We start from the raw sequence: 26,999 nt of genomic DNA on the forward strand, positions 1-26,999 counted from the left end.
GATGCGACATCACCTCTTAAAAACGGGAATGCGTGGAGGCACGATCAGGCTGCCGGATTGGAGTGGTCGGGGGTATTCGAGATGTACGTGAACGAGCACGTACTGCTGGGATCACCAGGATTCATCCCGGACCACCTCCAATCACACGAGAAGCCATAAAGCCGCCCCAATTTACCACGGGGCGGGGAACGCACCTGACTGTACTAGCCTGACGGCCGCCGGATCCGGTAGAAGCTGCCGAAGAAGCCGGGACCCTTCTGGCATGTCCCGGCAGCTTGCTTCTGCCCCCGCCGCGCCCTTCCAATCCAGCCCCCGAGGGGCTGAGGGGGGCGCGGGGCGCCGGGGCTGCGAGAATGGGCGGGTGCGCGTACTCGTTATTGGTTCCGGAGGGCGGGAGCACGCCCTCTGCCGTTCGCTCAGGCTGGATCCGCAGGTCACCGAGGTGCACTGCGCGCCCGGCAACCCGGGCATCGGGCAGGTCGCCGAGCTGCACGCCGTCGATCCCGTCGACCCGGAGGCGGTCGCCGGGCTGGCGAAGCGGCTGGGCGTGGATCTGGTGGTCGTGGGCCCGGAGGCGCCGCTGGTCGCCGGGGTGGCCGACGCCGTGCGGGAGGCCGGCATCGCCTGCTTCGGCCCGTCCAGGCAGGCGGCGATGATCGAGGGCTCCAAGGCCTTCGCCAAGGAGGTCATGCTGGCCGCCGGGGTGCCGACGGCCGAGGCGCGGGTGTGCGACAGCCCCGACGAGGCCGCGGCGGCGTGCGCCGAGTTCGGGGCCCCGTACGTGGTCAAGGACGACGGCCTGGCCGCCGGCAAGGGCGTCGTGGTCACCGGCGACCTGGAGGAGGCGCTGCGCCACGGGCGGGCGTGCGGACGGGTGGTGATCGAGGAGTTCCTCGACGGGCCCGAGGTGTCGCTCTTCGCGCTCTGCGACGGGAGCACGGCGGTGCCGTTCCAGCCGGCCCAGGACTTCAAGCGCGCCTACGACGGCGACGCGGGCCCCAACACGGGCGGCATGGGCGCCTACACGCCGCTGCCGTGGCTCCCCGAAGGGCTCACCGAGCAGGTGATGCGCGAGGTCGTGCACCCGACGATCGCGGAGCTGGGCCGGCGCGGGCTGCCCTACCAGGGGGTGCTCTACGTGGGGCTGGCGCTGACCGCCAAGGGCCCGAAGGTGGTGGAGTTCAACGCCCGGTTCGGCGACCCGGAGACTCAGGTCCTGCTCGACCGGCTGGAGACGCCGCTGGGCGGGCTGCTGATGGCGTGCGCGACCGGCGAGCTGGGGCTCGACCCGGTGTTCAGTCCGGGCGCGGCGGTGACCGTGGTGCTCGCGGCCGAGGGCTATCCGGCCGCCCCGGTCAAGGGCGACGCGATCACCGGGCTGGAGCCGACGGACGACGCGTACGTGATCCACGCCGGCACGGCGCTGAAGGACGGCGAGCTGGTCTCGGCGGGCGGCCGGGTGCTCAACGTCGTCGGCACGGGCCCCGACCAGGAGACCGCCCGCCGCAACGCCTACGAGCTGGTCGAGCGGATCCGCATGCGCGGCGCCCACTACCGGACGGACATCGCCGGATGAGACACCTCCACTCCGGCAAGGTCCGCGACCTCTACGAGACCGGCGAGGGGACGCTGCTGATGGTCGCCTCCGACCGGATCTCGGCCTTCGACCACGTGCTGGAGTCCGAGATCCCCGGCAAGGGCGCCATCCTCACCCAGCTGTCGCTGTGGTGGTTCGACCAGTTGCGTGACGTGGTGCCCAACCATGTGGTGTCCGCGGGGCCCGACACGCGCAGCGTGCTGGTGAAGCCGCTCAAGATGGTGCAGATCGAGTGCGTGGCCAGGGGCTACCTGACGGGTGGCGGGCTGGGCGAATACCGCGCCACCGGCGCGGTGTCGGGCATCCCGCTGCCGCCGGGCCTCGAAGACGGGTCGCGGCTGCCCGAGCCGATCTTCACGCCGTCCACGAAGGCGCCCGCGGGTCAGCACGACGAGCCGATCCCGTACGAGCGGGTGGTCGCGGAGGTGGGCGAGGAGACCGCGGCGGAGCTGCGCCGCATCACGCTCGCGGTCTACGCGCGGGGGGCGGAGATCGCCCGCGAGCGCGGCATCATCGTCGCCGACACCAAGATCGAGCTGGGCTACGACGCCGACGGCGTGCTGACGCTGGGCGACGAGGTGCTGACGCCCGACTCGTCGCGGTTCTGGCCGGCCGACCAATGGGAGCCGGGCCGGTCGCAACCGTCCTATGACAAGCAATATGTCCGCGATTGGCTTACTTCGCCGGAATCGGGATGGGACAAAGATTCCGGAACTCCACCACCGCGGCTGCCCGATGTCGTGGTCGAACGCACCCGCGATCGATACCGAGAAGCGTATGAGCGCATCACCGGGGTTGCCTTTACAGGATGATTCGGCCGGGTCAAGTGGTGTTACCGGCTACTGTTGGCCGGGCCTAGCCTCACGCTGAACTCTCAAGGAGCCGCCCGAATGGTCCGTTACCGCGTGCGCGGTGGCAACCCCCTGCGTGGAACCGCTTTCATCCAGGGCGCCAAGAACGCCGTGCTGCCGATGATCGGTGCGGCTCTGCTCACGGCCGAAGGCCGCACCGTCCTGCGCAACGTACCGATCATCGAGGACGTGCGCCGCGCCGTCGAGCTGGCCGAGGCCGTGGGCGCGTACGTCGAGCTGCACGAGTCCGAGCGCACGCTCGTCATCGACGCCTCCCGGCTGACCAGCCCGGTGCTGCCCGCCGAGATCGCCCGCCGGTTCCGCGGCTCGGTGCTCTTCACCCCCGCCCTGCTCCACCGGCTGGGCGAGGCGATCGTGGAAGGCGTCGGCGGCTGCAACCTCGGCAGCCGCAACCTCGACTTCCACTACCTGGGTTACAAGCGCCTGGGCGCGGTGGTCGACGAGGGCGAGACGGTGATCCACGTCAAGGCGTCCGGGCTGACCGGCGCCACGCTCTACCTCGACACCCCCTCCCATACCGGCACCGAGAACCTCATCATGGCCGCCGCCCTGGCCAAGGGCACCACGGTCATCGAGAACGCGGCGCTGGAGCCCGAGGTCCTCGACGTGATCGACATGCTCACCAAGATGGGCGCGCGGATCAGCGGCGGCGGCACCGGCTTCATCACCGTCGAGGGCGTCGAGGAGCTGCACGCCGTCGAGCACACGGTGATGCCCGACCGGCTCGACGCGGGCGTGTTCGCCATGGCCGCGGCCATCACGCAGGGCGAGGTGAGCCTCGTCGGCACCGGCCTCGACCTGGGGGTGGTGCGCTACAAGCTGGAGCAGATGGGCGTCGACTTCGCCCGCCAGGGCGCGGTGCTGCAGGTGCGGTGCGACGGGCCGCTGCGGCCGATCAACATCATCACCGACACCTATCCCGGCTTCGCCACCGACCTCCAGTCGCCGATGATGACGGTGGCCGCGCTGGCCGGCGGCACCAGCTACATCCACGAGCGCATCTTCGACGGCCGCTTCGCGCTGGCGGGCGAGCTCAACAAGATGGGCGCCAACGTGGAGGTCGACGGCAGCCGGGCGATCGTGCGCGGCGCGACCCCGCTCACCGGAGCCGGCGTAACCGCTCACGATCTGCGTTCGGGTATAGCGCTGGTGCTCGCCGGACTGGCCGCCAATGGCGAGACCGTCATCGACTCCGGATACCTCATCGATCGCGGTCACGCACATCTCGCGCCCCGAATGCGAGCTCTCGGCGCGGACATTACACGAGAGATTTCTGAGCGTTGATAACGGCTGGAAAAACCCCGTTGAGCTGCTGATACATCTTCTCGGGCGGTCAACCAGAACGTCTTTCCGGAAAAGTCGGGCGTGACATTACGGCCCCCGCGAGCGATCGTTCCAAAAGAGAGCACTGCAACGGATCGCAGGATGGGACGAACATTGGTCGAGAGGGCGGAAGAAACTTCCCGAGTGTCACGCCCGGGCGCTATGACACCGGATCTCACCATTGGCGTGGTCGGACCTCATGACCTGGTGGAGCGGGTCATGTTGATGGGTCACGCCGCAGCGCCGCTTCCCTGCCGCCTGGTGGCCGCCGCCTATCGCGACGAGCAGGAAGCGCCCGACAAGGTGACACGGCTCGGTCCCGGCGTCGACGCCTGTCTGTTCGCCAGCCCGGTGCCCTACGACCTGGCAAGGCGTTCCGGCGTGCTGACGATGCCCGCCACGTACGTGCAGGTCGGCGGGGCGGCGTTGATCGCGGCACTGGCGAAGGCGGCGCTGGACACGCGGGTCGACCCGCAGCGGGTGAGCGTCGACGTGGTCAGCCGGGCCGATGTCGAGGAGGCGTACACCGACCTCGGCATCCCGGCGGCGGACGTGCACAGCCGCGACGAGCCGGGCGCCACCGGCACGATCGCCGCCTTCCACGAGCGGCTGTCCCGCCAGGGCACGACCACGGGGGCGCTGACGTGCCTTCCCGCCGTGGCCGAACGCCTGCAGGCGGCGGGGGTGCCGGTCATCAGGATCAGGCCGACGTCGGCGGCCATCCGCACGGCGCTGCACACCGCGGCGCTGCTCGGCGCGCACCACCGGCTGGAGGAGTCACAGCTCACGGTCGTGCTGGTGGAGGTGCCGACGCTGCGTGAGCCGGTGCGCCGGGCGGCGCCCCGCTACTGGCGCGACGAGCTGCGGCTGTCGCTGCACCGGCTGCTGGTCCAGGAGGCCAACCGGATCAACGCCACCGTCTGGCCGATCGACGACCACAGCTATCTGGTGACCGCCACCAGAGGATCGGTCGCGACGGCCACCGACGGGTTCAGGGTGCTGCCGTTCGCCGCCAGGATCCGCGACGAGCTGGGGCTGGCGGTCGAGGTGGGTGTGGGCATGGGTCGCACCACCCACGACGCCGAGTCGCACGCACGGGCCGCGCTGGCGCGCACGCAGGCGGGCAAGCAGGCGCAGGGGTTCGCGGTCGACCGGGAGGGCCGGGCGCTCATCCCGGCCCCGCGGATGCCGCCGACCGGCGCGGCCGCGCTCAAGCCCAAGGGCGTGGAGGTGCTGTCGCGGCTGGCCGCCAAGCTGGAGGGCGGCGACACCGTGGTGGACGCGGAGGGCGCGGGCAAGATGCTGGGGGTGACGCCGCGTACGGCGCGGCGGCTGCTGCGCACGCTGGTTGACGAGGGACTCGCGTGGCCGTTGCCGCCCAACCGCACGCCGCAGCCGGGCCGGCCGCGCCAGCTCTACCGCCTCATCGTGGAGAAGCTGGGGCCCCGCTGACGTCCATGGGCCGGGCCCGCCGCCCTTCCTTCCCCCCTCCGGCGGCGGACCGGTTCATGGACTGTCTACTTCTGGTTGATTCGCGGTTGGGGCGTGGAGAGACGGGTATGAATTTCGTCGCCCCCGATCGATGGGATTCGGACGGGGGCGCCAACCGTTCTGGGGGCGCCCCGCCGACCACCACCCGTCCGGGCCGAAGCCCGGGGGTTCCCACATCTCAACGTCTGATACCCGCATGCGCTCTGTCGGCGGCGAGGACTATCGTCATGAGTCATGACAGCTGACACACCTGACCGGCGGGTCTCGCTCGCCGTGTGGACGGCGCTGGGCATCGTCTACGTGGTCTGGGGTTCCACCTACCTCGGCATCGCCATCGTCATCGAGACGATGCCGCCCATGTTCAGCGGCGCCATCCGCTTCCTCTCCGCGGCGCTGCTGCTGGGCGCGTTCCTGGCCATCAGGAAGGGCCCCGCCGTCTTCCGGATGACGCGCCGCCAGTTCGGCAGCGCGGCGCTGGTCGGGCTCCTGCTGCTGACGGGCGGCAACGGCATGGTGGCCGTCGCCGAGCAGCACATCTCCAGCGGCCTCGCCGCCCTGCTCGTGGCGTCCGTGCCGCTCTGGCTGGTCGTGTTCAGGATCGCGGTACGCGACAGGCCGATGGTGCTCACGCTGGCCGGGGTGCTGGTCGGGTTCGCCGGGGTGGCGGCCGTGTCGCTCAGCGGCGGCGGGGCGAGCGGCAGCGCCACCGGGATCGCGGTCATCCTGCTCGCCTCCGCGTCCTGGTCCGTCGGCTCGTTCCTGTCGGGACGGATCGCGATGCCGGCCAACACGTTCGCGGCCAGCACCGTCGAGATGGTCGCCGGAGGCCTCGGCATGGTCGCCGTCGGCGCCGTGGCGGGCGAGCGGCTCGACCCCGCGCTCGTCTCCGGCCGCTCCTGGGCCGCGCTCGCGTATCTGATCGTGATCGGCTCGCTGGTCGGGTTCACCGCCTACACGTGGCTGCTGGGCAACGCGCCGATCTCGCTGGTGTCGACGTACGCGTACGTGAACCCGATCGTGGCCGTGATCCTCGGCGTGCTGGTGCTGCAGGAGCAGGTGACCGTGCAGATCCTGCTGGGCGGGCTGGTGATCCTGGTGGGCGTCGCCCTGGTCGTGTCGACGGAGCGGCGACGCCCCAAGAAGGCCCCCGAGCCGGCCGCGGCGGTGTCTACGCCTTCATGAAGGCGGCGGCGGCGGTCAGGAAGGCGTCGTTGGCCTCCGGGTCGCCGATGGAGACCCGGGCGCCCTCCCCCGCGAACGGCCGCACCGCGACGCCCTCGGCGGCGCAGGCCGCGGCGAAGTCCATGGTGCGCTCGCCCAGCCGCAGCCAGACGAAGTTGGCCTCCGTCGGCGGCACCTCCCAGCCCTGGGCGATGAGCGCCTCGCGGACCCGGGTGCGCTCCTTGACCACCCGCTCCACCCGCTCGAGCAGCTCGTCCTCCGCCGCCAGCGACGCGATGGCCGCCACCTGGGCGAGCTGGTTGACCGCGAACGGGATGATCGTCTTGCGTACGGCGGCCGCGACCGGCTCCTGCCCGACCACGTAGCCGACGCGCAGCCCCGCGAGCCCGTACGCCTTGGAGAACGTGCGCAGCACGCAGACGTTCGGCCGGTCGCGGTAGAGAGTGAGGCCGTCGGGCACCGACTCGTCGCGGACGTACTCACGGTAGGCCTCGTCGAGCACCACCAGCACCTGCTCCGGCACCCGGTCCAGGAACGCCACCAGCTCACGCTCGCGGATCGAGGTGCCGGTCGGGTTGTTGGGGTTGCACACGAACACCATGCGCGTCCGGTCGTTGATCGCCTCGGCCATGGCGTCCAGGTCGTGGTCCTCCCCGGCCAGCGGCACCCGTACGGACGTCACCCCGGCCAGGTCGGCGAGGAGCGGATAGGCCTCGAACGACCGCCACGCGTAGACCACCTCGGCGCCCGGGTCGCCGACGCTCTCGAACAACTGCTGCGCCACCGTCACGGACCCCGCGCCCAGCGCGATGTGCTCCGCCGGCACCCCGAACCGCTCCGCGATCGCCTCGGTCAGCTTGACCGCCCCCGGATCGGGATAGCGGTGGATCAGCCGCGCCCCCTCGGCGATGGCCTCCACGACGGACGGCAACGGCTCGTAGGGCGACTCGTTGGACGACAGCTTGTAGGACCGGCCGTCGGGCGTCATGACGGCCTTGCCCGGCTTGTAGGCCGGCATGGTGTCGAGGATCGGGCGGAAACGAGGCATGTCCATACGATAGGCCAGCCCTCGCCAGGGCATCACCGGCCCTGGTCATTCCTTGAGCGAGCGGAGCATCGGGGGGTGCAGGAGCTCGGCGGGGCCGCGGCGGTAGAGCTTGGCGGGGCGGCCGCCGTCGCGGGTCGTGGTGGCGCCCGTCTCCACGAGGAAGCCCTCCGCCTTGGTGACCTTGCGGTGGAAGTTGCGCGGGTCGAGCGTGCGGCCCCAGACGATCTCGTACACCCTCCGCAGGTCGGCCACCGTGAACTCCGGCGGGCAGAAGGCGGCCCCCAGCGAGGTGTATTCGAGCTTGGCCCTGGCCCGCTCGACCCCGTCGAGCATGATGCGGCGGTGGTCGAAGGCCATGACGGCGAGGGATTCGACGGGCTGCCAGCTCATGTGGGCCTTCTCCGAGGCCGGCAGGTCGGGGGCGATGCCGAGGTAGGCGACGCTGAGCACGCGCTGGCGGGGGTCGCGGTCGGGATAGCCGTAGGTCTGGAGCTGCTCCAGGTGGACGGGGGCGCCGGGGAGGCCGGCGCGCTCCGACAGGATGCGCTGGGCGGCCGCCGGAAGGTCCTCGTCGAGCTGGATGAACCCGCCGGAGAGCGACCAGCGGCGCAGGAAGGGCGGGTTGTCGCGACGCCAGGTGAGCGCGCTGAGCGCCTGGTTACGGACCGTGAGCACGACCAGGTCGACGCTGACTGGAATGCGCGGGACCATGCAGGCACGTTACACGCTGCCGCACGACCTGGTGACCGTCAGGCGTCGATGCGGACGTGCAGAGGCTCGCTGGTCGACTGCCCGGACGGGATCTTGACCTTGATGCGGACCCACTCCCCGGACGGCACCCGGCTCCAGTCGAAGGGCACCCAGGCCGTCTGCATGTGCTCGGGCAGCTCGTCCAGAGGGTCCTCGTCCAGCCAGCCCACCTCGGAGACGACCAGGTCGGCCGTGCCGCCCGACCACTCGACGGTGACGGTGCCGTCCTTCAGGTTGTAGCCGCGCACCTCCACCCCGTCCTCGGGGGCGCGGGCGCGGCGGATGGCGTCGACCGCGATCGGCCGCTGCCAGTCGCGCATGATCTCCGACTCCACCGACGGCGACCCGCAGGTCATGAAGTCGCTCCACATGTACGAGACGATCTTCTGGACGTAGCGGCCCGCCATGGCGACGGCCTGGTCGAGCCGCTTCTTGTCGGTCTTGCCGCGGGTGCCGTGGGCCGCGCAGGGCTCGTCGCCCGACGGCTCGAAGGCCTCGACGTTGGCCCAGAGCTGCACGTCGTGGCCGCCCTCGATCATCTCCTCGCGGGCCGCCGCCATCTCGCGGTAGTAGTCGCGGGTGGAGCCGTGGTAGGCGGTCTTGTAGGTGGTCTCGCCGACGAGGGGGCGCAGCCGCTCGTCCACCTCGTCGCCGCGCTCGTCGGGCCAGTAGAGGCCGACCTTGCCGGTGCCGCGGCTGTCCTGCGGGGCGATGATGCCGACGCCGGTCCGCGCCAGCGCCTTGAAGCCCTCGGCTACCTGCGCGGGGGTCTGGCCGAAGGCGACGCGCTTGCGGGCGTCGAGATAGGGGCTGATCAGGATGGGCTTGCCCGGGAGCTCCTGGCGGACGATGCGGTGCTGGTCGGCGTACACCTCAAGGGTGGGGTTGTCGGCCAGCGTGTCGGCCATCTGCACCTCGAACGGCTGATAGACGCCGCCGAGCGACTGCCGCTCGGCGAAGCGCGCGCCGTAGTCCTGAAGGATGCGGCGGGTGACCGTGGTGAGGGTGCCGATGTGCTTGCGGTTGGCCCTGATCGGGCTGGCGGGGTCGCGCGGCGCCAGCGGCAGCGCGGGGAAGACCTGCACGCCGAACTGGTCGCCGAGGTCGAGCAGCTTGGTCAGGCTGTCTTCCGGCGAGCCGGCGATGAGGATCAGATCGTACGTGGAGCCCTTGGAGAAGTCGCAGGTCGGGTCGTCGGAGCCGTCCGGCGGGGCGATGAGGCGGAAGTAGGTGCGCTTGCCGCCGTCGATCGAGCGTTCCATGGGCTGACACCGGAACAGGCCGTCGCCGAACGACTCGTCGGTGCGGTAGACGTACACGCGCCCGATGCGGTTGTCGGGGTGCGCCTCCTTGAGGTCCCGCTCGGCGGACTCGTAGCAGCTGACCCCGTCCTCCTCGCATGCCTTGTAGAGGGAGTCGACCTCGCCGTCGCGGGTCTTGACGCGCCCCTTGCGGTCGACGGTGCGGAACTGCAGGCCGTAGCCGATCCTGATGACCGTGTCGCCGCCGACGCGGTGGATCTCCTGGAGCTGGCTGCGCCAGGTGCACGGGTTGGACGTGGGGGTGATCCAGTAGCCGGTGACGGCGTAGGGCGCCTTCTCCTGGGTCTCGAACGTTCCACAGGGGTCGGTGAACTCGCTGACCATCGGCGTCGGCTGGACGCGCGTCGGCGAGGCCTCGGCCTGTGGGGTGGCGGACTGGAGGGGTTCGTCGTCGCCGACGGGCAGGACGACGACCACCGCCGCGACCGCGGCCAGGATCGCTGCCCCCAGGAGGACGAAGAGCCAGCGCACGTTGGGAACCCTACCGCCGCTTCACCCCGGCCCAAGCTTCGAGCTGGGCGACGAATCGCTTGGCCGAGTTGGGCCAGTGGTGGTTGGCGCGGGCGGCGGCGTAGCCGCGCGCGCCCTGGGCACGGCGCTCGCGCACGTCGTCCCTGAGGGTCAGCACGGCCTGGGCCACCGCCTTCGGGTCCTCCCACGGCACCACGACGCCGCTCTCGTAGCGGTCGACCAGCTCGACGGCGCGGGGTGAGGGGGTGGTGATGACGGGGATGCCGTGCGCCATGTACTCGATGATCTTGGTGGGCATGGAGTGGCGGTAGTTCGGCTCGTCGTGCAGCAGCGACAGGCCGGCCAGCGCGCCGTCGAGCCGCTTGAGCGCCTCGTCGTTCGGCATGAAGTCGCGCCACTCCAGCACGCCGTCGTGCACGGCCTTGTTGAGCACCAGGCGGCTCTGCGGGTCGGCGTAGCCGATCAGCTCGACGGCCACCCGGTACGGCTGGAGCAGCCGGGCCACCTCGATCGCCTCGAACACGCCGCGGGCCCTGGACAGCCAGCCCAGGTAGACGATCCGGTCGTCGCCCGGCGGGGTGACCGAGTCGGGCACCCAGGTCTCGTTGGGCACGATCAGGTGGGCGTGCTTGAACCGGCCCGCGTACGCGGTCTCGGCCAGCAGCAGGTGCAGGTTGCGCTCGGCGATGCTCTCCAGCATCCGGGCGAGGAACCGTACGGGCGGGCGCAGCAGAGACGGCAGCCACGGCTTGAGCGAGAGCGTGGCCGGGGTGTCCTCGTGCACGTCCCACACGACCGGCGGCCGGTTGCGCATCCCCCAGACGGCGAACAGCAGCTCGGGGTCGTGGATGAGGGCCAGGTCGACCTTGTCGCGCATGCGCTTGAACAGCCTGCGCGCGGCCCACATGGCGGAGATCCGCTTACGCTGCACCGCTCTGGGCAGGTCGACGCCGGTCACCCAGGGACGGGGGACGACTCCGTGGGCGGTGTAGGAGGCGGCGTACGTGACCTCATGACCGGCATCCACCAGGGCGCGGATCTGCCGGTGCAGGATCCTCGCGTCCTCGGGGTTATGCACCACCGTCATGACGAGCACGTGCACGCGCGTTGCCTCCGGTCGCTACAGCCGCTCGACGCGTTCACCCTCGGTGAGCACACCGCGGGTGTCGAGCACGAGCCTGGCCTTCGCCTCGACCATCCCCAGGTCGAACGCGGCGTGCTGTTGCAGCAGCACCGTCACGTCGGCATCGGCGACGGCCTCGGCCAGATCTTCCTCACGCCGCACGGGCGTGCCGTCCACTGACCACTCCTTGACGTGCGGGTCGGCGAACGTGAGATCGGCGCCCAGCTCCAGCAGCGCACGCGCCACGGGCAGGGCCGGGGTCTCGCGTTCGTCGGCGATGTCCGGCTTGTAGGTGACGCCGAGCATAACGACTCTGGCGCCGTTCACCGCCTTTTTGTGTCTGTTGAGCAGACGTTGCACACGGGCCACCACGTAGGACGGCATCCGCTCGTTGATCTCCTGGGCCAGTTCGACGAACCTGAACGGGTAGCCGAGCTTGCGGACCGTGTAGGAGAGGTACGAGGGATCGACCGGTATGCAGTGGCCGCCGACGCCGGGGCCGGGCAGGAACTTGTGGAACCCGAACGGCTTGGTGGCGGCCGCCTCGATGGCCTCCCAGAGGTCCACGCCGAGCTCGTCGCAGAAGATCGCCATCTCGTTGACGAGAGCGATGTTGACGTGCCGGTAGGTGTTCTCCAGCAGCTTGGCCATCTCCGCCTCGCGGGTGCTGCTGACCGGCACGACCTGCTCGACGAAGCGTCCGTAGAAGGCGGTGGCCCGGTCGCGGCAGGCGGGCGTGTAGCCGCCGACGACCTTGGGGGTGTTGCGCAGGCCGTACTTGGGGTTGCCCGGGTCGATGCGCTCCGGCGAGAAGGCCAGGTGGAAGTCGACGCCGGCGGTCAGCCCCGAGGACTCCAGCAGCGGGCGGACCAGCTCGTCGGTGGTGCCCGGCCAGGTCGTCGACTCGAGCACGACGAGCGTGTCCTTGCCCATGTTGCGTGCCACGGTCTTGCTGGCGCCCTCGACCGCGGACAGGTCGGGCCTGTGGTCCTCGTCCAGCGGGGTGGGCACGCAGATGACGATCGTGCTGCACTCGGCCAGGACCGTCTCGTCCAGCGTGGCGGTGAACCCGTTGGCCAGCATGTGGTCGAGATCGGCGTCGGTCAGGTCATCGATGTAGGACTGCCCGGCCTTCAGAGCGTCGACCTTGCGGGGGTCGACGTCGAGGCCGACGACCTTCAGCCCGGCGGCCACCGCCTCTTTGGCGAGGGGCATGCCGACGTAGCCGAGGCCGATGACAGCCAAGTCGATTTCTGTCACAGCTGTGCCTTAGAGAGCCGGATACAACACTTCATGGTCGCAAAGGTTATCTCAAGTCCACCTAGCTCACGCCTAATGCGACGGAACCGATCAGAACAGACAGCCCAAGAGAAGGTCATCTTTCCGCAAGGCTCCTGTACAGGGCTTGATAAGTCTCGGCAACGCGGCTCCACGTGCGCTTCGCGGCCACTTCCGCACGGCCCGCCTCGCCCATCTCGGCCCGCTTGGCGGGATCCTCGGCGAGCGCGCCCAGCGCCTTGGCGAACTCGCCCGGGTCGCCGGCGGGCACGAGCATGCCCGCCCCGTCGCTGCCGACCAGCTCCGACAGCGCCGGCAGGTCGCTCAGCACGACCGGCTTGCCCAGCGCCATCGCCTCGACCGGCTTGAGCGGCGTGACGAGCCTGGTCACCCGCAGGTCCTCGCGCGGGCAGACGAAGATGTCGATGGCGTCCTGCGCCTGCAGGGCCTCCTCCGGCCCCACCCGGCCGGGCAGGATCGCGCTGGACAGCCCCAGCTCGGTCACGAGCTCCAGCAGGTTCTCGCGCTCGGCGCCGTCGCCGACGATGAGCACCCGCACCGGGTTGCCCTGGTCACGCAGGAGCGCCGCGGCCCGCAGCAGGGTGGCGAAGCCCTCGTACGCCACGATGCTGGAGACCGAGCCGACCACGATCTCGCGATCCTCGATGCCCAGCTCGCGGCGGAACGAGGCCCCGTCGTACCGGGCGGTGAGCAGCGAGTCGTCGACCGCGTTGGGCGCCAGGTGGATCCTCTCGCGGGGGACGCCGCGCTCGACGATCTCCGTGGCCATGGTCTCGGCCAGCGTGACGACCGCGTCGGCCTCCCGCATCAGGAACGCCTCGCGCTCGCGCTGGAGCACGTGGCGCTGGCTGCCCACCCGTTTGGGGTCGCGCGAGGCCCAGGTCTCCTCCAGGAACCCGCGTACCTCGTACACGAACGGGGTGCCCGTGCGGTCGCGCACGGCGTGCGCGACCGAGCCGTTGCGGTGGTCGGTGGCGGCATGCAGCACCTGCGGGCGGAGCTGGGTGACGAGCTTGGTGACCGCGTCGGCGCCCTTGATCATGCGGCCGCGCATCTCGAACGGCACCTCGCCGCGCCCGTCGGGCAGCATCCGGTAGTAGGGGACGCCGTCCAGCTCCTCGTACGGCGCCGCGTCCGCGTGGCCCTGGAGCATGGGGAAGCCCCAGCTGGTGACCACGTGCGGGTCGAGCCCCGCGGCCTTCTGGGAGGTGACGATGCGGTGGGTCCTGACCGTGTAGCCGGCCTGGGTGTACGGGAGCGAGTTCGTGATCAGGTGGACCACGCGCCCGGCGACCCGCTCCAGGATGGCCACCTTGGGGCCCGGCGGGATCGGGTCGGGGCTGATCGCCTCCAGCTCGCCGCGGTAGTAGGCGGCCCTGCGCTTGACGAACGGGTATTTGGTGAAGGGTTCGAGCACCTCGGCGGCCATGCTGACGCGCCCGGAGTCCCAGTGTTCCTTGGCTTCGTCCCACGGCGCCCTGATCATGCGCATGCCCAGCTTGCGTACGACGCGGCGGGCGCGGCGCGCGGCGGGCCAGGCCACCTTGCCGATGACGGGCCGCAGGCGCGGCGGCATCGCGTCGGCGGCCGCCTGGGCGGCCCGGACCGGGTCGGCCCTGACCTTGGTCACGACCACGCGGGAGACGATGATCGGATGCTGGATGAAGCCCTTCAGAAGCCCACCGACGCCGGCACGGGCGGACTTCGCGGACACCCCAGCGGAACTTTTCGAGGAGTCTTGAGGACTGGCGTCGGATGCCACGCGGTGACCGTACCATAGGCAGCGTTTTTTCCCTTCCGCTATGAAAGGCGAGGTCATGGGGGACAACGTCCTGGTGCTGCACGTTCTGGGAGCCCGGCCCAACTTCGTGAAGGCGGCCCCGGTGGTGCGCGCGCTCGGCGAACTCGGCGTGCGGCAGGGCATCATCCACACCGGCCAGCACTACGACGCGCTGATGTCGGACGTGTTCTTCGCGGACCTCGGCCTGCCCGACCCGGTGGCGAACCTGGGGGTGGGCTCCGGCAGCCACGCCAGGCAGACGGCGGCCCTGCTCGTCGGCCTGGAGGACACCTTCCAGGAGCACGACCCGGACCTGGTCGTCGTCTACGGCGACGTGAACTCGACGCTGGCCGCGATCCTCGTCTGCGCCAAGCTCGGCATCAAGACCGCGCACGTGGAGGCCGGGCTGCGCTCGTTCGACCGGTCCATGCCGGAGGAGGTCAACCGGGTCGTCACCGACTCGCTGTCCGACCTGCTCTTCGCCACCTCGCCCGACGCGCTCTCCCACCTGGCGGCCGAGGGCGTGCCCGCCTCCAAGGTGCACCTGGTGGGCAACCCGATGATCGACAGCCTGTTCTCCGCGCTGCCGTCGCTCGACCCGGCCCCGGTGGTGGAGCGGCTGGGCCTGCCTGAGCGTTACGCGGTCGCGACGCTGCACCGCCCGGCCAACGTGGACACCCGGGAGGCGGCGCGCGAGCTGGTCTCGGCGGTGCTCGACGTGGCCCGCCAGATCCCGCTCGTGGTGCCGATCCACCCGCGTGGCCGCACCCGCCTGGCCGAGGCCGGGCTGGTCGACGGCCCCTCGGTGCGCGTGGTCGACCCGCTGGGCTATGTGGACTTCCTCTCACTCGTCCGGGGCGCCGCGCTGGTCGTCACCGACTCCGGGGGCGTGCAGGAGGAGACCACCATGCTGGGCGTGCCCTGCCTGACCGTGCGGCCCAACACCGAGCGCCCGGTCACGATCACCCACGGCACGAACCGGCTGGTCACGCCCGCCCTGCTGCCCGCGGCGGCGGAGAAGGCGCTGGCCGACGGGGCGGTCACGCCCTCCGGTGAGCTGCCCCCGCTGTGGGACGGCGCCGCCGGGCCGCGCATCGCCCGGGTGATCTCCGCGTGGCTGAAGGGGGACAACCTCTCCCCCGCCGCCCAGGGGGCGCGTTCCGAGTAACCCCACTTTTCGTACGGATCTCGCCGTACTATGACATACCCCGCACCAGCGTTAGGCGATGCCCCATGGCCGAAACCCCTGAAGAGCCCACGTTCCAGCGCCTCGGACCGGTGAACTGGCTGCCCGAGGAGCGCAAGGTCGTCGAGCGCCACGAGGCGGAGATCAGGGAGCTGCGCCGCCGGCTGGAGATCGCGGAGGCCAAGGCCGCCTACGCCGCCTGGAAGCTGGAGGCCACCCAGGCCAAGCGGACCTTCAAGCTGGGCGAGGCCATCGGGTCCAGGAGCCCCGGCAAGATGCTGGAGGCCGTCAGGTCCAGGGACCGCGCGCCGAAGGCGCCGATGCCGGTCAACGAGGCCATCGAGCTCGCGAACCACAGGGCGCCCGAGGTCAAGGTGCCGGCGGTCAAGTGGCCGGCGGGGCCGGTGAACCGTCCCGACCTGAAGGTGGCGGTCATCCTGGACGACTTCTCCAGGATGGCCTTCCGCTACGAGTGGGACCAGATCGAGTTCGGGCTCAAGGACTGGCCGGAGATCTTCGCGGAGAAGCGGCCCGACCTGCTGTTCTGCGAGTCGGCCTGGCACGGCAACCAGGGCCGCTGGCGCTACCAGATGACCGGCACCAACGCGCCCAAGGAGCCGCTGCGCGACCTGGTCTCCTGGTGCAGGGCGGCGGGCATCCCGACGGTCTTCTGGAACAAGGAGGACCCGCCGAACTTCGACTTCTTCATCGACACGGCCAAGCTGTTCGACTACGTGTTCACCTGCGACGGTGACATGTTGCCGAAATATCGCGAAATTCTGGGCCACGACCGGGTGGACGTGCTCCAGTTCGCCGCCCAGCCGCGCGTGCACAACCCGGTCCAGCAGCGGGAGGGCCGGCTGCACGACGTGGTCTTCGCCGGCATGTACTTCCGCGACAAGCACCCCGAGCGCCGCGAGCAGATGGAGACCGTGCTGGACCCGGTGCGCGAGCTGGGCCTGCACATCTTCGCCCGCAACGGCGAGGTGGACGAGAAGTACGCCTGGCCGGAGAAGTACCGCCCGCACATCGTGGGCGAGCTGCCCTACGACCAGATGCTCGCCGCGTACCGGATGTACAAGGTCTTCCTGAACGTCAACTCGGTGCTCGACTCGCCGACCATGTGCGCCCGCCGCGTGTTCGAGCTGTCGGCCTGCGCCACCCCGGTGGTGTCGGGCTGGTCGCGGGCCGTCGAGGAGACGTTCGGCGACCTGATCCCGATCGCCCGCGAGCCGATCGAGTCGTACAACCAGGTGCTGCACCTGATCAACAGCCCTGAGCTGCGCGCCCGGCAGGGGCATCTGGCGATGCGCGAGGTGTTCGACAAGCACCTGTTCACCCATCGCGTGGACCAGATACTCCAGCTGCTCGGCCGCCCGGCGACGCCGCGGTCACGGTCGATCTCGGTGGTGCTGCCGACCAACCGCGCCGCCCAGATCGAGCACGCGATCTCGTCGGTGGCCAAGCAGATCCACCGGCCGGTGCAGCTGGTCATGGTGCTGCACGGCCTGGACATCGACCCGGTCGTGGTGGCCGACAAGGCTCGCATGGCGGGCATCACGGACGTGACCGTGCTCCCGGCCGACCCTGGGCTGTCGCTGGGCGCCTGCATGAACCTGGGCATCGACGCCGCCGAGGGCGAGCTGATCGCCAAGATGGACGACGACAACCTCTACGGCGAGCACTACCTGTCGGACCTGCAGCGCGCCTTCGACTACACCGAGGCGGAGCTGGTCGGCAAGGGCGCCCACTACTCGTTCTTCGAGGGCTCCAACACCACCATGCTGCGCCTGCCGGGCCTGGAGCACCGCTACTCGTTCCTGGTGCAAGGCGGGACGTTCCTCGGCAAGGCGGACATGTTCCGCACCTACCGCTTCCCCGACCTGACCCGGGGCGAGGACACCCACCTGGTCCGCCGCCTCAAGGAGGACGGGGTCAAGATCTACTCGGCGGACCGGTTCAACTTCGTCTACTGGCGCAGCGCCGACTCGGCGATGCACACCTGGCAGGCCGACCACATCAAGCTGACCAGGAACGCCCAGTTCTCCTTCGTCGGCCGTCCCGACGACCACGTGCTGATCTGACGGCGTGTTGCGGGCGCCGTGCCGTGCACCCGGCGGGGAGCCGTGCCTATGGTGGCGCGATGAGGGACGATTGCGGCCTGGTGACGATCAGCGGTCACGAGGCGTTCGACAAGACGGTCGACGACGTGTGCGCGGCGGTGACCGCGGCCGGCTACCACGTGTTCGCGCGGGTGGACCACACGGAGAACGCGGTGCGGGCCGGCAGGGAGCTGCCTCCGACCACGCTGGTGCTCTTCGGCGAGCCCACCGTCGGCACCGATCTGATCGCGGAACGCCGCACCGCGGCCATCGACCTGCCGTCCAAGATCCTCGTGTGGCAGGACGGGGACGCCGTGCGGCTGACGTACAACACCGCCGACTGGCTGGTGCGCCGCCACGGCGTTGAGCGGGAGGGCGCCGCCGCCGCGCGGACCCTGGAGGAGGCGACCGAGCAGATCTGCCGGCGGACGGCGGCCTCCGCGCGCGCGTAGGCGGCGGCTGGGTCTCCGCGGCTCAGACGGCGGCCCGCGAGAGGTTCTGGTCGGCGAGCTTGCCGAGCTCCATCAGGCCGGCTCGTTTCACCTCGCGGCCGACGACCATGAGGCTCATGACGAGGGTGCCGCGCCTGATCGTGACCGTGCCGATCTGGGCCTGCCGGTCGCCGCCCGACGCGGTGGTGAGGTAGGCGCGCGACTCGTCGCCCTGCTTCGGCATCTTCAGGTCGCGGGTGCGGTAGACCACGTCGATGCCGCGCACGTGGGCGTGGTACGCGTCGCACTCGCTGGGCAGCGGGCCGGGGAACACCCCGGCGGGCAGCGAGACCACGGCCTGGGTGATCGACCCCTTCGGCGAGGCGAACCCGACGACGGCGGCCGGGGCCTTGGCGACCTCCGGCTGGGCCACGTCGAGCAGGGCCGCGCCCGCGCACTCGGGGTGGTCCAGCTTGGCCTGGCGGACCGACTCCAGGCCCTGTCTGGTGGACCGGAGCGTGCTGTAGGTGCCGACCTCCGGGCCGTACGCGACCTGCATGCCCTTGGGCGCCGGCAGCAGCGCGGCGCGGAGCTTGGCCGCCTCGGCGGGCTTCGGGGCGGACGCGGGCGGCGGGGTGGACGCGGCGGGCGCCGCGGCCTTCTCCGAAGAGCAGCCCGCTATGACCGTCATGCTTAGAAATGCGGCGGAAAATGCCTTAAGCATGAGTTCTCCATTTCACTTCAACGGCATCGGGTAGACGCTAAAGGAAACGCGCGCCGCGCGAACCGGCAACGGCGCTATCCACCGGATTCAACGCATTCGACAAGACCGCCCAACCCACCTTCTAGCAGCGACTACGGCCCGCGATCGGCGAATCGGACGGCATTTACCCAACGGCATTCACCGTCACAAGTAGCGCAAAGACTCAGCCACCCGCAGCGCGGCGCCATTGGCCTTTTCCGACGAGTCCCGATGATCGGCCCCATGGGGGACATCGGCCGTTCGGCGGCGGGACGCGAACTGGGCATGGGGCGCGCCATCTCGCGCCGCGACTTCTTCGACGGGGTGGCCGTGACGGCGGGCGCCGCGGCCCTGGGCGCCTCGGGAGGAGCCGGAACGGCCTATGCCGCCTCGTCGGCCCCGGCGGCGCCGGCGTTCCGCGGCAACACCTCCCAGGCGCTCGGCGTGCTCCACGCGCTGCGCGACGGCCGGTTCTGGCAGCAGGCGGACCCGCCCGTGCCGACGGGGGAGGCCTACGACCTGGTGGTGGTGGGGGCCGGGCTGAGCGGGGTGAGCGCCGCCCACGAGTGGCTGCGCCGCCATCCCGGGGCGCGCGTGCTGATCCTGGACAACCACGACACGATCGGCGGCCACGCCCAGCGTCCCGGCTCGGGTTCGGTGGCGGCGCCCGTGACCTGGACGCCGGAGTTCCGCGAGCTGCTCGATCGGCTCGGCGTCGTGGCCGCCCCGTGCCAGGAGTGCGGCGCCGACGACAGCGTGATGTGCGACCGCGAGACGTTCCCCGTCGAGACGCTGGTGTCCACCGGCGCGAGCGCCGCCGGGTGGATCGGCCGCCTGCCCGTCGCCGACGCCGCCAGGCAGGACCTGATCCGCCTGCACACCGACCCGCCCGACCCGTTCCCCGGGCTCGGGCCGGAGGCCAAGCAGGAGCGCCTGGCCGACCTCACCTACTCCCGCTACCTGCTGGACTCGCTGCGGGTGCACCCGGACGCCGAGCGGTTCCACCGGACCCTGCCCAGCGCCTCCTGGGGGTACGACACGCGTGTCCTGGGCGCGGTGGACGCCTGGGGGCTCGGCTACCCGGGGTTCGGCGGGCTCGGGCTGGACGAGGGCAAGCCGTCGCGGTTCAGCGCGCCCACGATCGCCAAGGAGTGGGGCGTGACCGGCCGGGTGGCGCACCTGCCCGGCGGGGTGCACGGGCTCGTCCGGGCGATGCTGGACGCGATGGGCGGCAGGGCCAGGTTCCGGCTGTCGAGCCCCGTCGTGTCCGTGCGCAACGACGGGCCGCCCGAGACCGCGACCACCGCCACCGTCGGCTACTTCGACGGTCACGAGGTCAGGTCCGTCGGCGCCGGGGCGGTGATCCTCGCCTGCTGGCACTCCGTCGTCCCGTACCTCGTCCCCGACCTGCCGGGCGCGCAGCGCACGGCGCTGCGCGCGGCGGTGAAGACGCCGCTGGTGGAGGCCGTGGTGCGGCTGCGCAGCGCGGACGCCTGGCGGCGGCTCGGCGTCTCACGCACCCGCTGGACCGGCGCGTACTGGTGCATGAGCGAGCTGACCCACCACTCCGGCGACGGCGTCACGGCGCGGCTGGTGGCCGCGCCCTCCCGTTCGGAGCTGGGTCCCGCCGAGGGGGCGGCCGCCGGGCGGCAGGCGCTGCTGCGCACCCCGTACGCGATGCTGGAGTTCGGGGCGCGCGACCAGCTCGCGCGGCTGCTCGGCGCCGGCGGGTTCGATCCGGGCAGGGACGTCGAGGCGGTGGCGGTCTACCGGTGGGGTCATGGGTACTCGCCCGAATACTGCCGTCCGTGGCACGGGTTCCATCCCGACGGGCCGTCGCCGGCCGAGGCGGCGCGCAGGCGGTTCGGCCGGATCGGGCTGGCCGGATCGGACGCGGCTCCCTCTGCCAGGGCGGACGCCGCCGTCACCGCCGCTCATCGGGCCGTCGGGGAGCTCTCAGGGTGAGACGGAGCGGTAATACCCTCGTGTCCTACTCGGTACCTTCCTGGGGTCCGCTTCGGTAATCGCAGAAAACATCCCTGTTCCTCCCACTGCGGCGGGTGCTTAATCGGTGCTAGTCTCCTGTGCGATCTTCCGGAGGTGTATTTACACAGAAGTTGTGGAAATGCCCTCGACTCCGAGGTTGGGACATGGGCTCGCAAAACCGGTCAATTCGGTTCAAGATCTTTATATTGCTGCTGTTACCCCTCCTGTCCTTGAGCGCGCTCTGGGGCTTCGTGCTCAACCTCACTGTGAGCGACGGATGGTCGTTGCTGCGCGGCGACTCCCTTCACCAGACGGTCGGCGTCACCTCCACTGAGCTGGGCGTCGAGCTCCAGGCCGAGCGGGAGCGCTCACTTCTCAAGCTCACGGACGGTGAGCCCAGCGCCGAGCTCGGCGAGCAGCGCGCCCGCACCGACACCGCGGTCGACGCCTTCCGCGAAGCCGTCATACGGGCCGAGGACGACCTCGCCGACGACATGCGCGCGCCGCTCAACACCGTGCAGGCCGAGCTGTCGCGGCTGCACGCCATCCGCTCGGGCATCGACGGCGGCTTCAGCACCAGGATGCTCGGACTCAACGAGTACAACCGGCTGCTCGACGCCATGTTCCGGTTCTACGACCACCTCGCCCCCGCCCCCGAGCTGACCATCTACCAGCAGGTCACCGCGCTGCAGACGATGAGCAACGCGCACGAGTTCCTGCTCAGGGAGCACGCCCTCGTCCGGGCCGCCCAGCTCGACGGCCGGCTGATCGAGCCCGAGGCGGCCGCCTTCACCGAGTACGCCTCCTCCAGGAAGTTCCTGCACGCGCGCGGCCTCGCGGGTCTCGACGTCGAGCTGCGCCAGCCGTACGAGGAGCTCTTCAAGAGCCAGACGTTCCTGACCTTCGCCACCATGGAGGCCCGGGTCATCAGGTCCGGCGCGCCGCCGCCCGACGGCGGGAGCTGGAACGACAACACCGGCAAGGTGATCACCGAGCTGGAGAGGATCAACGGCCTGGCGGCCGAGGAGCTGGGCGGCAGGGCCGCCGGCGCGGTCACCGCCACCAGGGTCCAGATCGGCGTCGCCGGCGGCGTCGGCCTGGTCGCCGTGCTGGCCTCGATCATCATCTCGGTGCGTTTCGGCCGCCGGCTCGGCGCCGAGCTGGCCGGGCTGCGCTCGGCCGCCGTCGAGCTGTCCGAGCAGCGCCTGCCCGACCTGGTCAGGCGGCTCAGCAGGGGCGAGGAGGTCGACGTCGCCCAGGCGGCCAGACCGATCCAGGTCAGCGGCTCGGCCGAGATCAGCGACGTGGCCGGCGCGTTCGGCGCGGTGCAGGCCACCGCGGTGCGCGCCGCCGTCGGCCAGGCCGCGCTGCGCCGCGGGCTCGGCCAGGTCTTCCTCAACCTGGCCCGGCGTAAGCAGGGCCTGCTGCACCGCCAGCTTTCGGTGCTCGACGGCATGCAGCGGCGCACCCACGACCCGGACCAGCTGGAAGAGCTCTTCCGGCTGGACCACCTGACCACCCGCATGCGGCGGCACGCGGAGAGCCTGATCATCCTCTCGGGCTCCGCCCCCGGACGGGCCTGGCGCAAGCCGGTGCCGGTGATCGACGTCGTCCGGGCGGCCATCGCCGAGGTGGAGGACTACACCCGGGTCGACGTGGCCGGCATGCACGGCAGCGCGGTGGACGGCTCGGCCGCGGCCGACCTCACCCACCTGATCGCCGAGCTGGTGGAGAACGCCACGATCTACTCACCGCCCGACACCACGGTCCACGTCCGCGGCGACCGGGTCAGCAACGGCTACTCGGTCGAGGTGGAGGACCGCGGGCTCGGGCTGCAGCCGGAGGAGTACGACGCCTACAACCGCGTCCTGACGGAACCTCCGGAGTTCGACCTGGCCGACAGCGACAGGCTCGGCCTGTTCGTGGTCGCCAAGCTGGCCCAGCGGCACGCCATCAAGGTGCTGCTGAGGCGATCACCGTTCGGCGGCACCACCGCCATCGTGTTCGTGCCGGACAGGCTCGTCACCGACCAGCAGGAACTGCCCCCCGCCAAGAACGACGGGCTGCCCTCGCTGCCGGGCCGGACCAGGAAGAAGGCCCTGGCGGTGGTCAGCGGCACGCACGCGGGCTTGCCAAGGCGGGTCCGGCAGGCCACATTGTCATCCCGGCTCAAGGACGGCCAGCCGCCCGAGCCGGAGCCCGAGCGGAAGAACGAACGCTCTCCCGACGAGGTACGCGACCTGTTCTCCGCGTTCCAGCGGGGAACCCAGCGCGCCCGAGAAGAAGCTGATGAGGAGGGGGAGGCATGAGTGTGCCGACGACCAACACCGGTGAGCTGAACTGGCTCCTTGACGACCTGACGACCAGGGTGGGCGCGGTCAGGCAAGCGGTCATCCTGTCGACCGACGGCCTCGCCGTCGGTTACTCCAAGGGTCTGACCCGCGAGGACGCCGAGCATCTGTCCGCCGTGGCCGCCGGTTTCCAGAGCCTGGCCCGGGGCACCGGCCGCCATTTCGGCGGCGGTGACGTACGCCAGACCATCGTGGAGATGGAGTCCGCGTTCCTGTTCGTGACGGCGGCGGGCCAGGGCACGTGCCTCGCGGTGCTCGCCGACGCCAACGTCGACGTGGGCCACATCGCCTACGAGATGGCGATGCTGGTCAAGCGGGTGGGCCAGCACATCACGACCAACCCGCGAGCCATGCCATGAGCGATACCCCGCAGTGGTTGGACGAGGACGCGGGGCCGATCGTGCGGCCCTACGCCCTCATCCGAGGTCGTACGAGGTCGTCGGGGGACAATCTCGACCTCGTCGCGACCGTCCGCGCCGTGGGGGAAGCTCCGGGCAGCCTCTCCCCCGAGCAGTCGCTCATTCTCCGGGCGGCTCGCAACCCGATCTCGGTGGCCGACGTGGCCGTCGAGCTCGATCTGCCTGTCGGCGTCGTCCGGGTGCTGCTGGGCGACCTGCGTGACCAAGGCCTCATCTCGGTGTCGGCCCCCTCAGCGGCGGGATCGCGCCCGAGTGAGGGCATTCTCAAGGAAGTGATCAATGGACTCCGTGCTCTCTGAGGACCCCGTCGCGCTCAAGATCCTCATTGCCGGGGGCTTCGGCGTGGGCAAGACCACCCTGGTGGGGTCGATCAGTGAGATCAGGCCGCTGCGCACGGAAGAGGTGCTGTCCGACCGCGGGGTCGGCGTCGACGACCTCGACGGCGTCGAGGCCAAGACCACCACGACCGTGGCGATGGACTTCGGCCGCATCACGATCCGCGAGGGTCTGGTCGTCTACCTGTTCGGCACCCCCGGCCAGGAGCGGTTCTGGTTCATGTGGGACGAGCTGTCCTACGGCGCGCTGGGCGCGGTCGTGATCGCCGACACCCGGCGGCTGACCGACTGCTTCCCCTCCGTCGACTACTTCGAGCAGCGCGGCACGCCGTTCGTGGTGGCCGTCAACTGCTTCGACGACGCCGAGCAGCACAGCGTGGAGGACGTGCGCATCGCGCTCGACCTGGACCCGGACGTGCCCGTGATGCTGTGCGACGTGCGGCGGCGCAACTCGGCCAAGGAAGTCATGATCACCCTTGTCGAGCACTCGCTGCGTACGCTGACCACGACAGGTTAGAGCGCGCGCAGCCCGTTGATCACTTCACGCAGGAGGCTCTCCGTAGGCGTCGCGGCCTTCGACCGCGGCGCCTTCACCACGACCAGGCCGTAGTCGATCAGGTCGCCGATCAGCACCCTGACCACCGCCACCGGCAGGTCGAGCTCCCCCGCGATCTCGGCGACCGGCCTGGCGTGCTGGACCACGCAGTTCAGCAGCCGCCGGTGCTGGGCGCCCAGCTCCGCGTTCGCCGGAGCCGGCTGCCCGGTGAGCGACACGGTGGCCAGCATGTCGAGCACGGTGGACAGCGCCTTGGCCGCGGGCCTGGTGCGTCCGCGGGTCACCGCGTACGGGCGCACGACCGGCCCGGCCTCCTCGTCGACCCACTCACGCTCGCGACTCACGATGGCGTCCCCCCGTCCTGGTCACTGTCCTGACGTCCGCGCTGCCAGCCCGACTGGAGAGACGAGAGCAGGGCCCTGGTCTCCTCGGGCGAGCGCTCCTGCGCCGGCTCCCGCGGCTCCTCCGCGACCGGCGCGCTCTGCTGCTTGAGCCGCTCCGGCAGGTTGGCCTGGCGGACCCGGCGGGGCAGCCCTGATCCCCCCGACGACTCGGCGTTGCGCTTGGCGGTACGGACCCGGCGCGGCAGCTCGCTCGGCCCCGGGCCCGCGGGAGGCCGGTTGTCCTGCGGAGCGCTCTGCGTCTCCGTGCCCTCCCTGCTCTCTCTGCTCTCCCTGCCTACCACCGACACCGTGACGGACTCCAGCTCGGGCGGCTCCGGCGTCCGGATCGACGGCATCTGCTGGACCAGTTGCACGGGCACCAGCACGATCGCCGTGGTCCCCCCGTACGGCGAGGGCTTGAGCGTGACGCTCACCCCGTGCCGGGCCGCCAGCATGCCGACCACCGCGAAGCCGAGCTGCTCGGTCCGCGCAGGGTCGAACTCGGGCGGGCTGGCCAGCCGCCGGTTGACGGCCTCCCTCGCCTCGTCCGTCATGCCCAGCCCTCGGTCCTCGACCTCGACCGCGAAGCCCTTGCCGACCAGCTCGCCGCGGACCGACACCTCGCTGCCTGGCGCGGAGAAGGTGGCCGCGTTCTCGATCAGCTCGGCGAACAGGTGCATGAGGTCGGCCACCGCCTCACCCGGGATGCCGCACTCCGGCATCGGGTAGACGCGCACCCGGGTGTACTCCTCGACCTGGCCCGCGGCCCCGTTCAGCATGTCCTCGACGCCGATGACGCCGCGCCAGCGCCGGCCGGCCGCGCCGCCGGACAGCAGCACCAGGCCCTCGGCGTGCCGGCGCATGCGGGTCGTCAGGTGGTCGAGCTTGAACAGGCTCTCCAGCGCCTCCGGCTCCTCGGTCTGCCGCTGCATCTCGTCCAGCAGCTTGAGCTGGCGCTGGACCAGCGACTGGCTGCGCCTGGCCAGGTTGCGCAGCGCCTCGGCCACGCCCTCGCGCAGCCGGGCCTGCTCCAGCGCGGCGTCGACCGCGGTGTGCCGGACGCTGTCGAACGAGGCCGCCAGGTCGGTCACCTCGCTGGTGGCGCCCGCCTCCACCTCGATCGGCGGAACCTCGGCGGCCTGGTCCACCGGCTCGCCGCGGCGCAGCTTGGCGACCACTCCGGGCAGGCGCACCTCGGCCAGCTCCTGCGCGGAGCCGCGCAGCGCCGCCAGCTCGCGCGAGAGCCGCCGGCCGACCCGTACGGAGACGACGACGGAGAAGACGACCGCGATGAGCCCGAGCGCGCCCGCGACGGCGGCGCGCACGATGATGACCATGCCGGCGGGCTCCATCCGGGCCAGCAGGATGTCACCGGCCGTGTAGAGGCCCTGGGTGTACTCCTCCAGCACCGGCTCGACCTGGCCCCGCCACACCTGCAGGTCCACCGGCTGGCCGGAGACGTACGAGTGCAGCAGCCGCTCCATGGAGCCGTAGTTCCCGGTGGCGGCCATCCTCTCCAGCGGGGCCCGCATCTCGGGGTCCAGGTTGGCCATGACCTTGGGGAAGAGGTACGTGCGCGCGCCGTCGATGCCGGCCAGCAGGTGGATCTCGGCCATCGTCCACCCGTCGCCGCCGGGGACGGCGTTGCCGGCGACGATCAGGGCGTGCTCGCGGCTGAGGAGCTCGCGCACCTGCGCGGCCATGATCAGGGCCTGCGACTGCCGGGACAGCTCGACGTCGGTGCTGACGGTGAAGGCCGCGTACAGGCGGTCGATGGCGTCCGGGATGGTGGCGTACTCGGTGATCAGGGCGTGCGGGGTCAGCGTCCGGCTGTCGACCTTGCTCCTGATCTCCGTCAGCCGGTCGACGGCCTTGAAGACGTCGGCGAGCTGCGTCTTCATGTCGTCGTCGAGCGCCGCCTGGGTGTTCTCGGACAGCGCGCCGTCGGTCAGGTTCTTCCTGACCCGGTCCACCGTGGCACGGGCGTCGGCCAGCTTCTTGGCGTTGACGGGAGCGCCGGACAGCAGCTCGGCGGAGGCCAGGCGCTCGGCCTGGAGGTTGACCACGAGGAAGTCGGCGTGATCGATGATCCCGGTCCAGAAGGTCTCGACCTTGAGGAGGTTCAGCGCCTCCCTCGACGTCGTGCTCGCGGCGAATCCCCAGAGCGCGACCAGGGAGACCAGCGGGATGACGAGCAGCGTCGAGATCTTGAATCGGATGGATCTGCCCGATGCCATGACACCTGCTCCC

22 protein-coding genes are annotated in these 26,999 nt (G+C 70.9%); 13 read left to right on the forward strand and 9 right to left on the reverse strand.

Annotated features, from left to right (window positions below):
• Positions 1 to 361: 361 nt before the first annotated feature.
• The 5 genes from purD to ABD999_RS14430 all read left to right on the forward strand — a co-directional run bounded on the left by purD (position 362) and on the right by ABD999_RS14430 (position 6,465).
• Positions 362 to 1,576 (forward strand): phosphoribosylamine--glycine ligase, encoded by a 1,215-nt coding sequence (gene purD, locus ABD999_RS14410; RefSeq protein ID WP_271278353.1) that lies wholly within the window; start codon positions 362 to 364, stop codon positions 1,574 to 1,576.
• Entirely contained in the window at positions 1,573 to 2,409 is an 837-nt protein-coding gene (locus tag ABD999_RS14415) for a phosphoribosylaminoimidazolesuccinocarboxamide synthase (RefSeq protein WP_271278354.1), read from the forward strand. Before purD ends, ABD999_RS14415 begins: the two co-directional genes overlap by 4 nt.
• Before the next feature lie 78 nt (positions 2,410 to 2,487).
• A complete protein-coding gene (murA, locus tag ABD999_RS14420; protein WP_148036222.1) occupies positions 2,488 to 3,753 on the forward strand; it encodes a UDP-N-acetylglucosamine 1-carboxyvinyltransferase in 1,266 nt (421 codons plus the stop codon).
• 201 nt (positions 3,754 to 3,954) lie between these two features.
• Positions 3,955 to 5,244 carry a GTP cyclohydrolase IIa gene (locus ABD999_RS14425; RefSeq protein ID WP_219545485.1) on the forward strand — a complete coding sequence of 430 codons (1,290 nt, stop codon included), beginning with the start codon at positions 3,955 to 3,957 and terminating at the stop codon, positions 5,242 to 5,244.
• 273 nt (positions 5,245 to 5,517) lie between these two features.
• Positions 5,518 to 6,465 carry an EamA family transporter gene (locus ABD999_RS14430; RefSeq protein WP_148036220.1) on the forward strand — a complete coding sequence of 316 codons (948 nt, stop codon included), beginning with the start codon at positions 5,518 to 5,520 and terminating at the stop codon, positions 6,463 to 6,465.
• Here ABD999_RS14430 and hisC read toward each other — a convergent pair.
• From hisC to ABD999_RS14460, 6 genes are all read right to left on the reverse strand, one after another.
• Complete coding sequence (gene hisC / locus ABD999_RS14435; RefSeq protein WP_148036219.1) at positions 6,452 to 7,513, reverse strand: histidinol-phosphate transaminase; 1,062 nt, start codon at positions 7,511 to 7,513, stop codon at positions 6,452 to 6,454. The genes ABD999_RS14430 and hisC overlap by 14 nt on opposite strands.
• Before the next feature lie 45 nt (positions 7,514 to 7,558).
• The gene (locus ABD999_RS14440; protein ID WP_271278355.1) at positions 7,559 to 8,224 is read right to left on the reverse strand and encodes an NUDIX hydrolase; all 666 of its coding nucleotides are present in this window, start codon (positions 8,222 to 8,224) and stop codon (positions 7,559 to 7,561) included.
• 38 nt (positions 8,225 to 8,262) lie between these two features.
• A complete protein-coding gene (locus ABD999_RS14445) occupies positions 8,263 to 10,056 on the reverse strand; it encodes a DUF4434 domain-containing protein (protein ID WP_271278356.1) in 1,794 nt (597 codons plus the stop codon).
• A gap of 10 nt (positions 10,057 to 10,066) precedes the next feature.
• Complete coding sequence (locus tag ABD999_RS14450) at positions 10,067 to 11,158, reverse strand: glycosyltransferase (protein ID WP_148036216.1); 1,092 nt, start codon at positions 11,156 to 11,158, stop codon at positions 10,067 to 10,069.
• 18 nt (positions 11,159 to 11,176) lie between these two features.
• Complete coding sequence (locus ABD999_RS14455; RefSeq protein ID WP_281429411.1) at positions 11,177 to 12,424, reverse strand: nucleotide sugar dehydrogenase; 1,248 nt, start codon at positions 12,422 to 12,424, stop codon at positions 11,177 to 11,179.
• Between the two features lie 130 nt (positions 12,425 to 12,554).
• Positions 12,555 to 14,192, reverse strand: coding sequence for a glycosyltransferase family 4 protein (locus ABD999_RS14460; RefSeq protein ID WP_345482731.1), 1,638 nt, complete (start codon positions 14,190 to 14,192; stop codon positions 12,555 to 12,557).
• 103 nt (positions 14,193 to 14,295) lie between these two features.
• On the opposite strand from ABD999_RS14460, the gene wecB reads away from it, so the two are divergent.
• The 3 genes from wecB to ABD999_RS14475 all read left to right on the forward strand — a co-directional run bounded on the left by wecB (position 14,296) and on the right by ABD999_RS14475 (position 17,998).
• The gene (gene wecB, locus ABD999_RS14465; protein ID WP_271278358.1) at positions 14,296 to 15,426 is read left to right on the forward strand and encodes a non-hydrolyzing UDP-N-acetylglucosamine 2-epimerase; all 1,131 of its coding nucleotides are present in this window, start codon (positions 14,296 to 14,298) and stop codon (positions 15,424 to 15,426) included.
• Between the two features lie 65 nt (positions 15,427 to 15,491).
• Positions 15,492 to 17,528: a glycosyltransferase family protein gene (locus tag ABD999_RS14470; RefSeq protein WP_271278359.1), complete on the forward strand. Its 2,037-nt coding sequence runs from the start codon at positions 15,492 to 15,494 to the stop codon at positions 17,526 to 17,528.
• A gap of 59 nt (positions 17,529 to 17,587) precedes the next feature.
• Positions 17,588 to 17,998, forward strand: a complete 411-nt coding sequence (locus ABD999_RS14475) for a DUF302 domain-containing protein (RefSeq protein WP_271278360.1) — start codon at positions 17,588 to 17,590, stop codon at positions 17,996 to 17,998.
• A gap of 22 nt (positions 17,999 to 18,020) precedes the next feature.
• Here the strand turns inward: ABD999_RS14475 and ABD999_RS14480 are convergent, their stop codons facing one another.
• Positions 18,021 to 18,668: a hypothetical protein gene (locus ABD999_RS14480; RefSeq protein WP_219545478.1), complete on the reverse strand. Its 648-nt coding sequence runs from the start codon at positions 18,666 to 18,668 to the stop codon at positions 18,021 to 18,023.
• 294 nt (positions 18,669 to 18,962) lie between these two features.
• Between ABD999_RS14480 and ABD999_RS14485 the strand changes: the two genes are divergently transcribed.
• The 5 genes from ABD999_RS14485 (at position 18,963) to ABD999_RS14505 (ending at position 24,327) form a co-directional block, all read left to right on the forward strand.
• A complete protein-coding gene (locus tag ABD999_RS14485) occupies positions 18,963 to 20,684 on the forward strand; it encodes an NAD(P)-binding protein (protein WP_345482733.1) in 1,722 nt (573 codons plus the stop codon).
• 227 nt (positions 20,685 to 20,911) lie between these two features.
• Positions 20,912 to 23,014, forward strand: coding sequence for a sensor histidine kinase (locus ABD999_RS14490; RefSeq protein ID WP_271276685.1), 2,103 nt, complete (start codon positions 20,912 to 20,914; stop codon positions 23,012 to 23,014).
• On the forward strand, positions 23,011 to 23,415 hold the full coding sequence (locus ABD999_RS14495; RefSeq protein WP_148036208.1) for a roadblock/LC7 domain-containing protein: 405 nt from the start codon (positions 23,011 to 23,013) through the stop codon (positions 23,413 to 23,415). Before ABD999_RS14490 ends, ABD999_RS14495 begins: the two co-directional genes overlap by 4 nt.
• The gene (locus ABD999_RS14500; protein WP_148036207.1) at positions 23,412 to 23,774 is read left to right on the forward strand and encodes a DUF742 domain-containing protein; all 363 of its coding nucleotides are present in this window, start codon (positions 23,412 to 23,414) and stop codon (positions 23,772 to 23,774) included. Before ABD999_RS14495 ends, ABD999_RS14500 begins: the two co-directional genes overlap by 4 nt.
• Positions 23,755 to 24,327, forward strand: coding sequence for a GTP-binding protein (locus ABD999_RS14505; protein ID WP_148036206.1), 573 nt, complete (start codon positions 23,755 to 23,757; stop codon positions 24,325 to 24,327). The genes ABD999_RS14500 and ABD999_RS14505 overlap by 20 nt, the downstream gene beginning before the upstream one ends.
• Here ABD999_RS14505 and ABD999_RS14510 read toward each other — a convergent pair.
• Complete coding sequence (locus tag ABD999_RS14510; RefSeq protein WP_148036205.1) at positions 24,324 to 24,710, reverse strand: DUF742 domain-containing protein; 387 nt, start codon at positions 24,708 to 24,710, stop codon at positions 24,324 to 24,326. The two genes, ABD999_RS14505 and ABD999_RS14510, sit on opposite strands and share 4 nt — an antisense overlap.
• Positions 24,707 to 26,986 carry a sensor histidine kinase gene (locus ABD999_RS14515; protein WP_271276684.1) on the reverse strand — a complete coding sequence of 760 codons (2,280 nt, stop codon included), beginning with the start codon at positions 26,984 to 26,986 and terminating at the stop codon, positions 24,707 to 24,709. The genes ABD999_RS14510 and ABD999_RS14515 overlap by 4 nt, the downstream gene beginning before the upstream one ends.
• Positions 26,987 to 26,999 lie beyond the last annotated feature (13 nt).

Source organism: Nonomuraea ferruginea, from assembly GCF_039540635.1.
GTDB lineage: Bacteria > Actinomycetota > Actinomycetes > Streptosporangiales > Streptosporangiaceae > Nonomuraea > Nonomuraea ferruginea.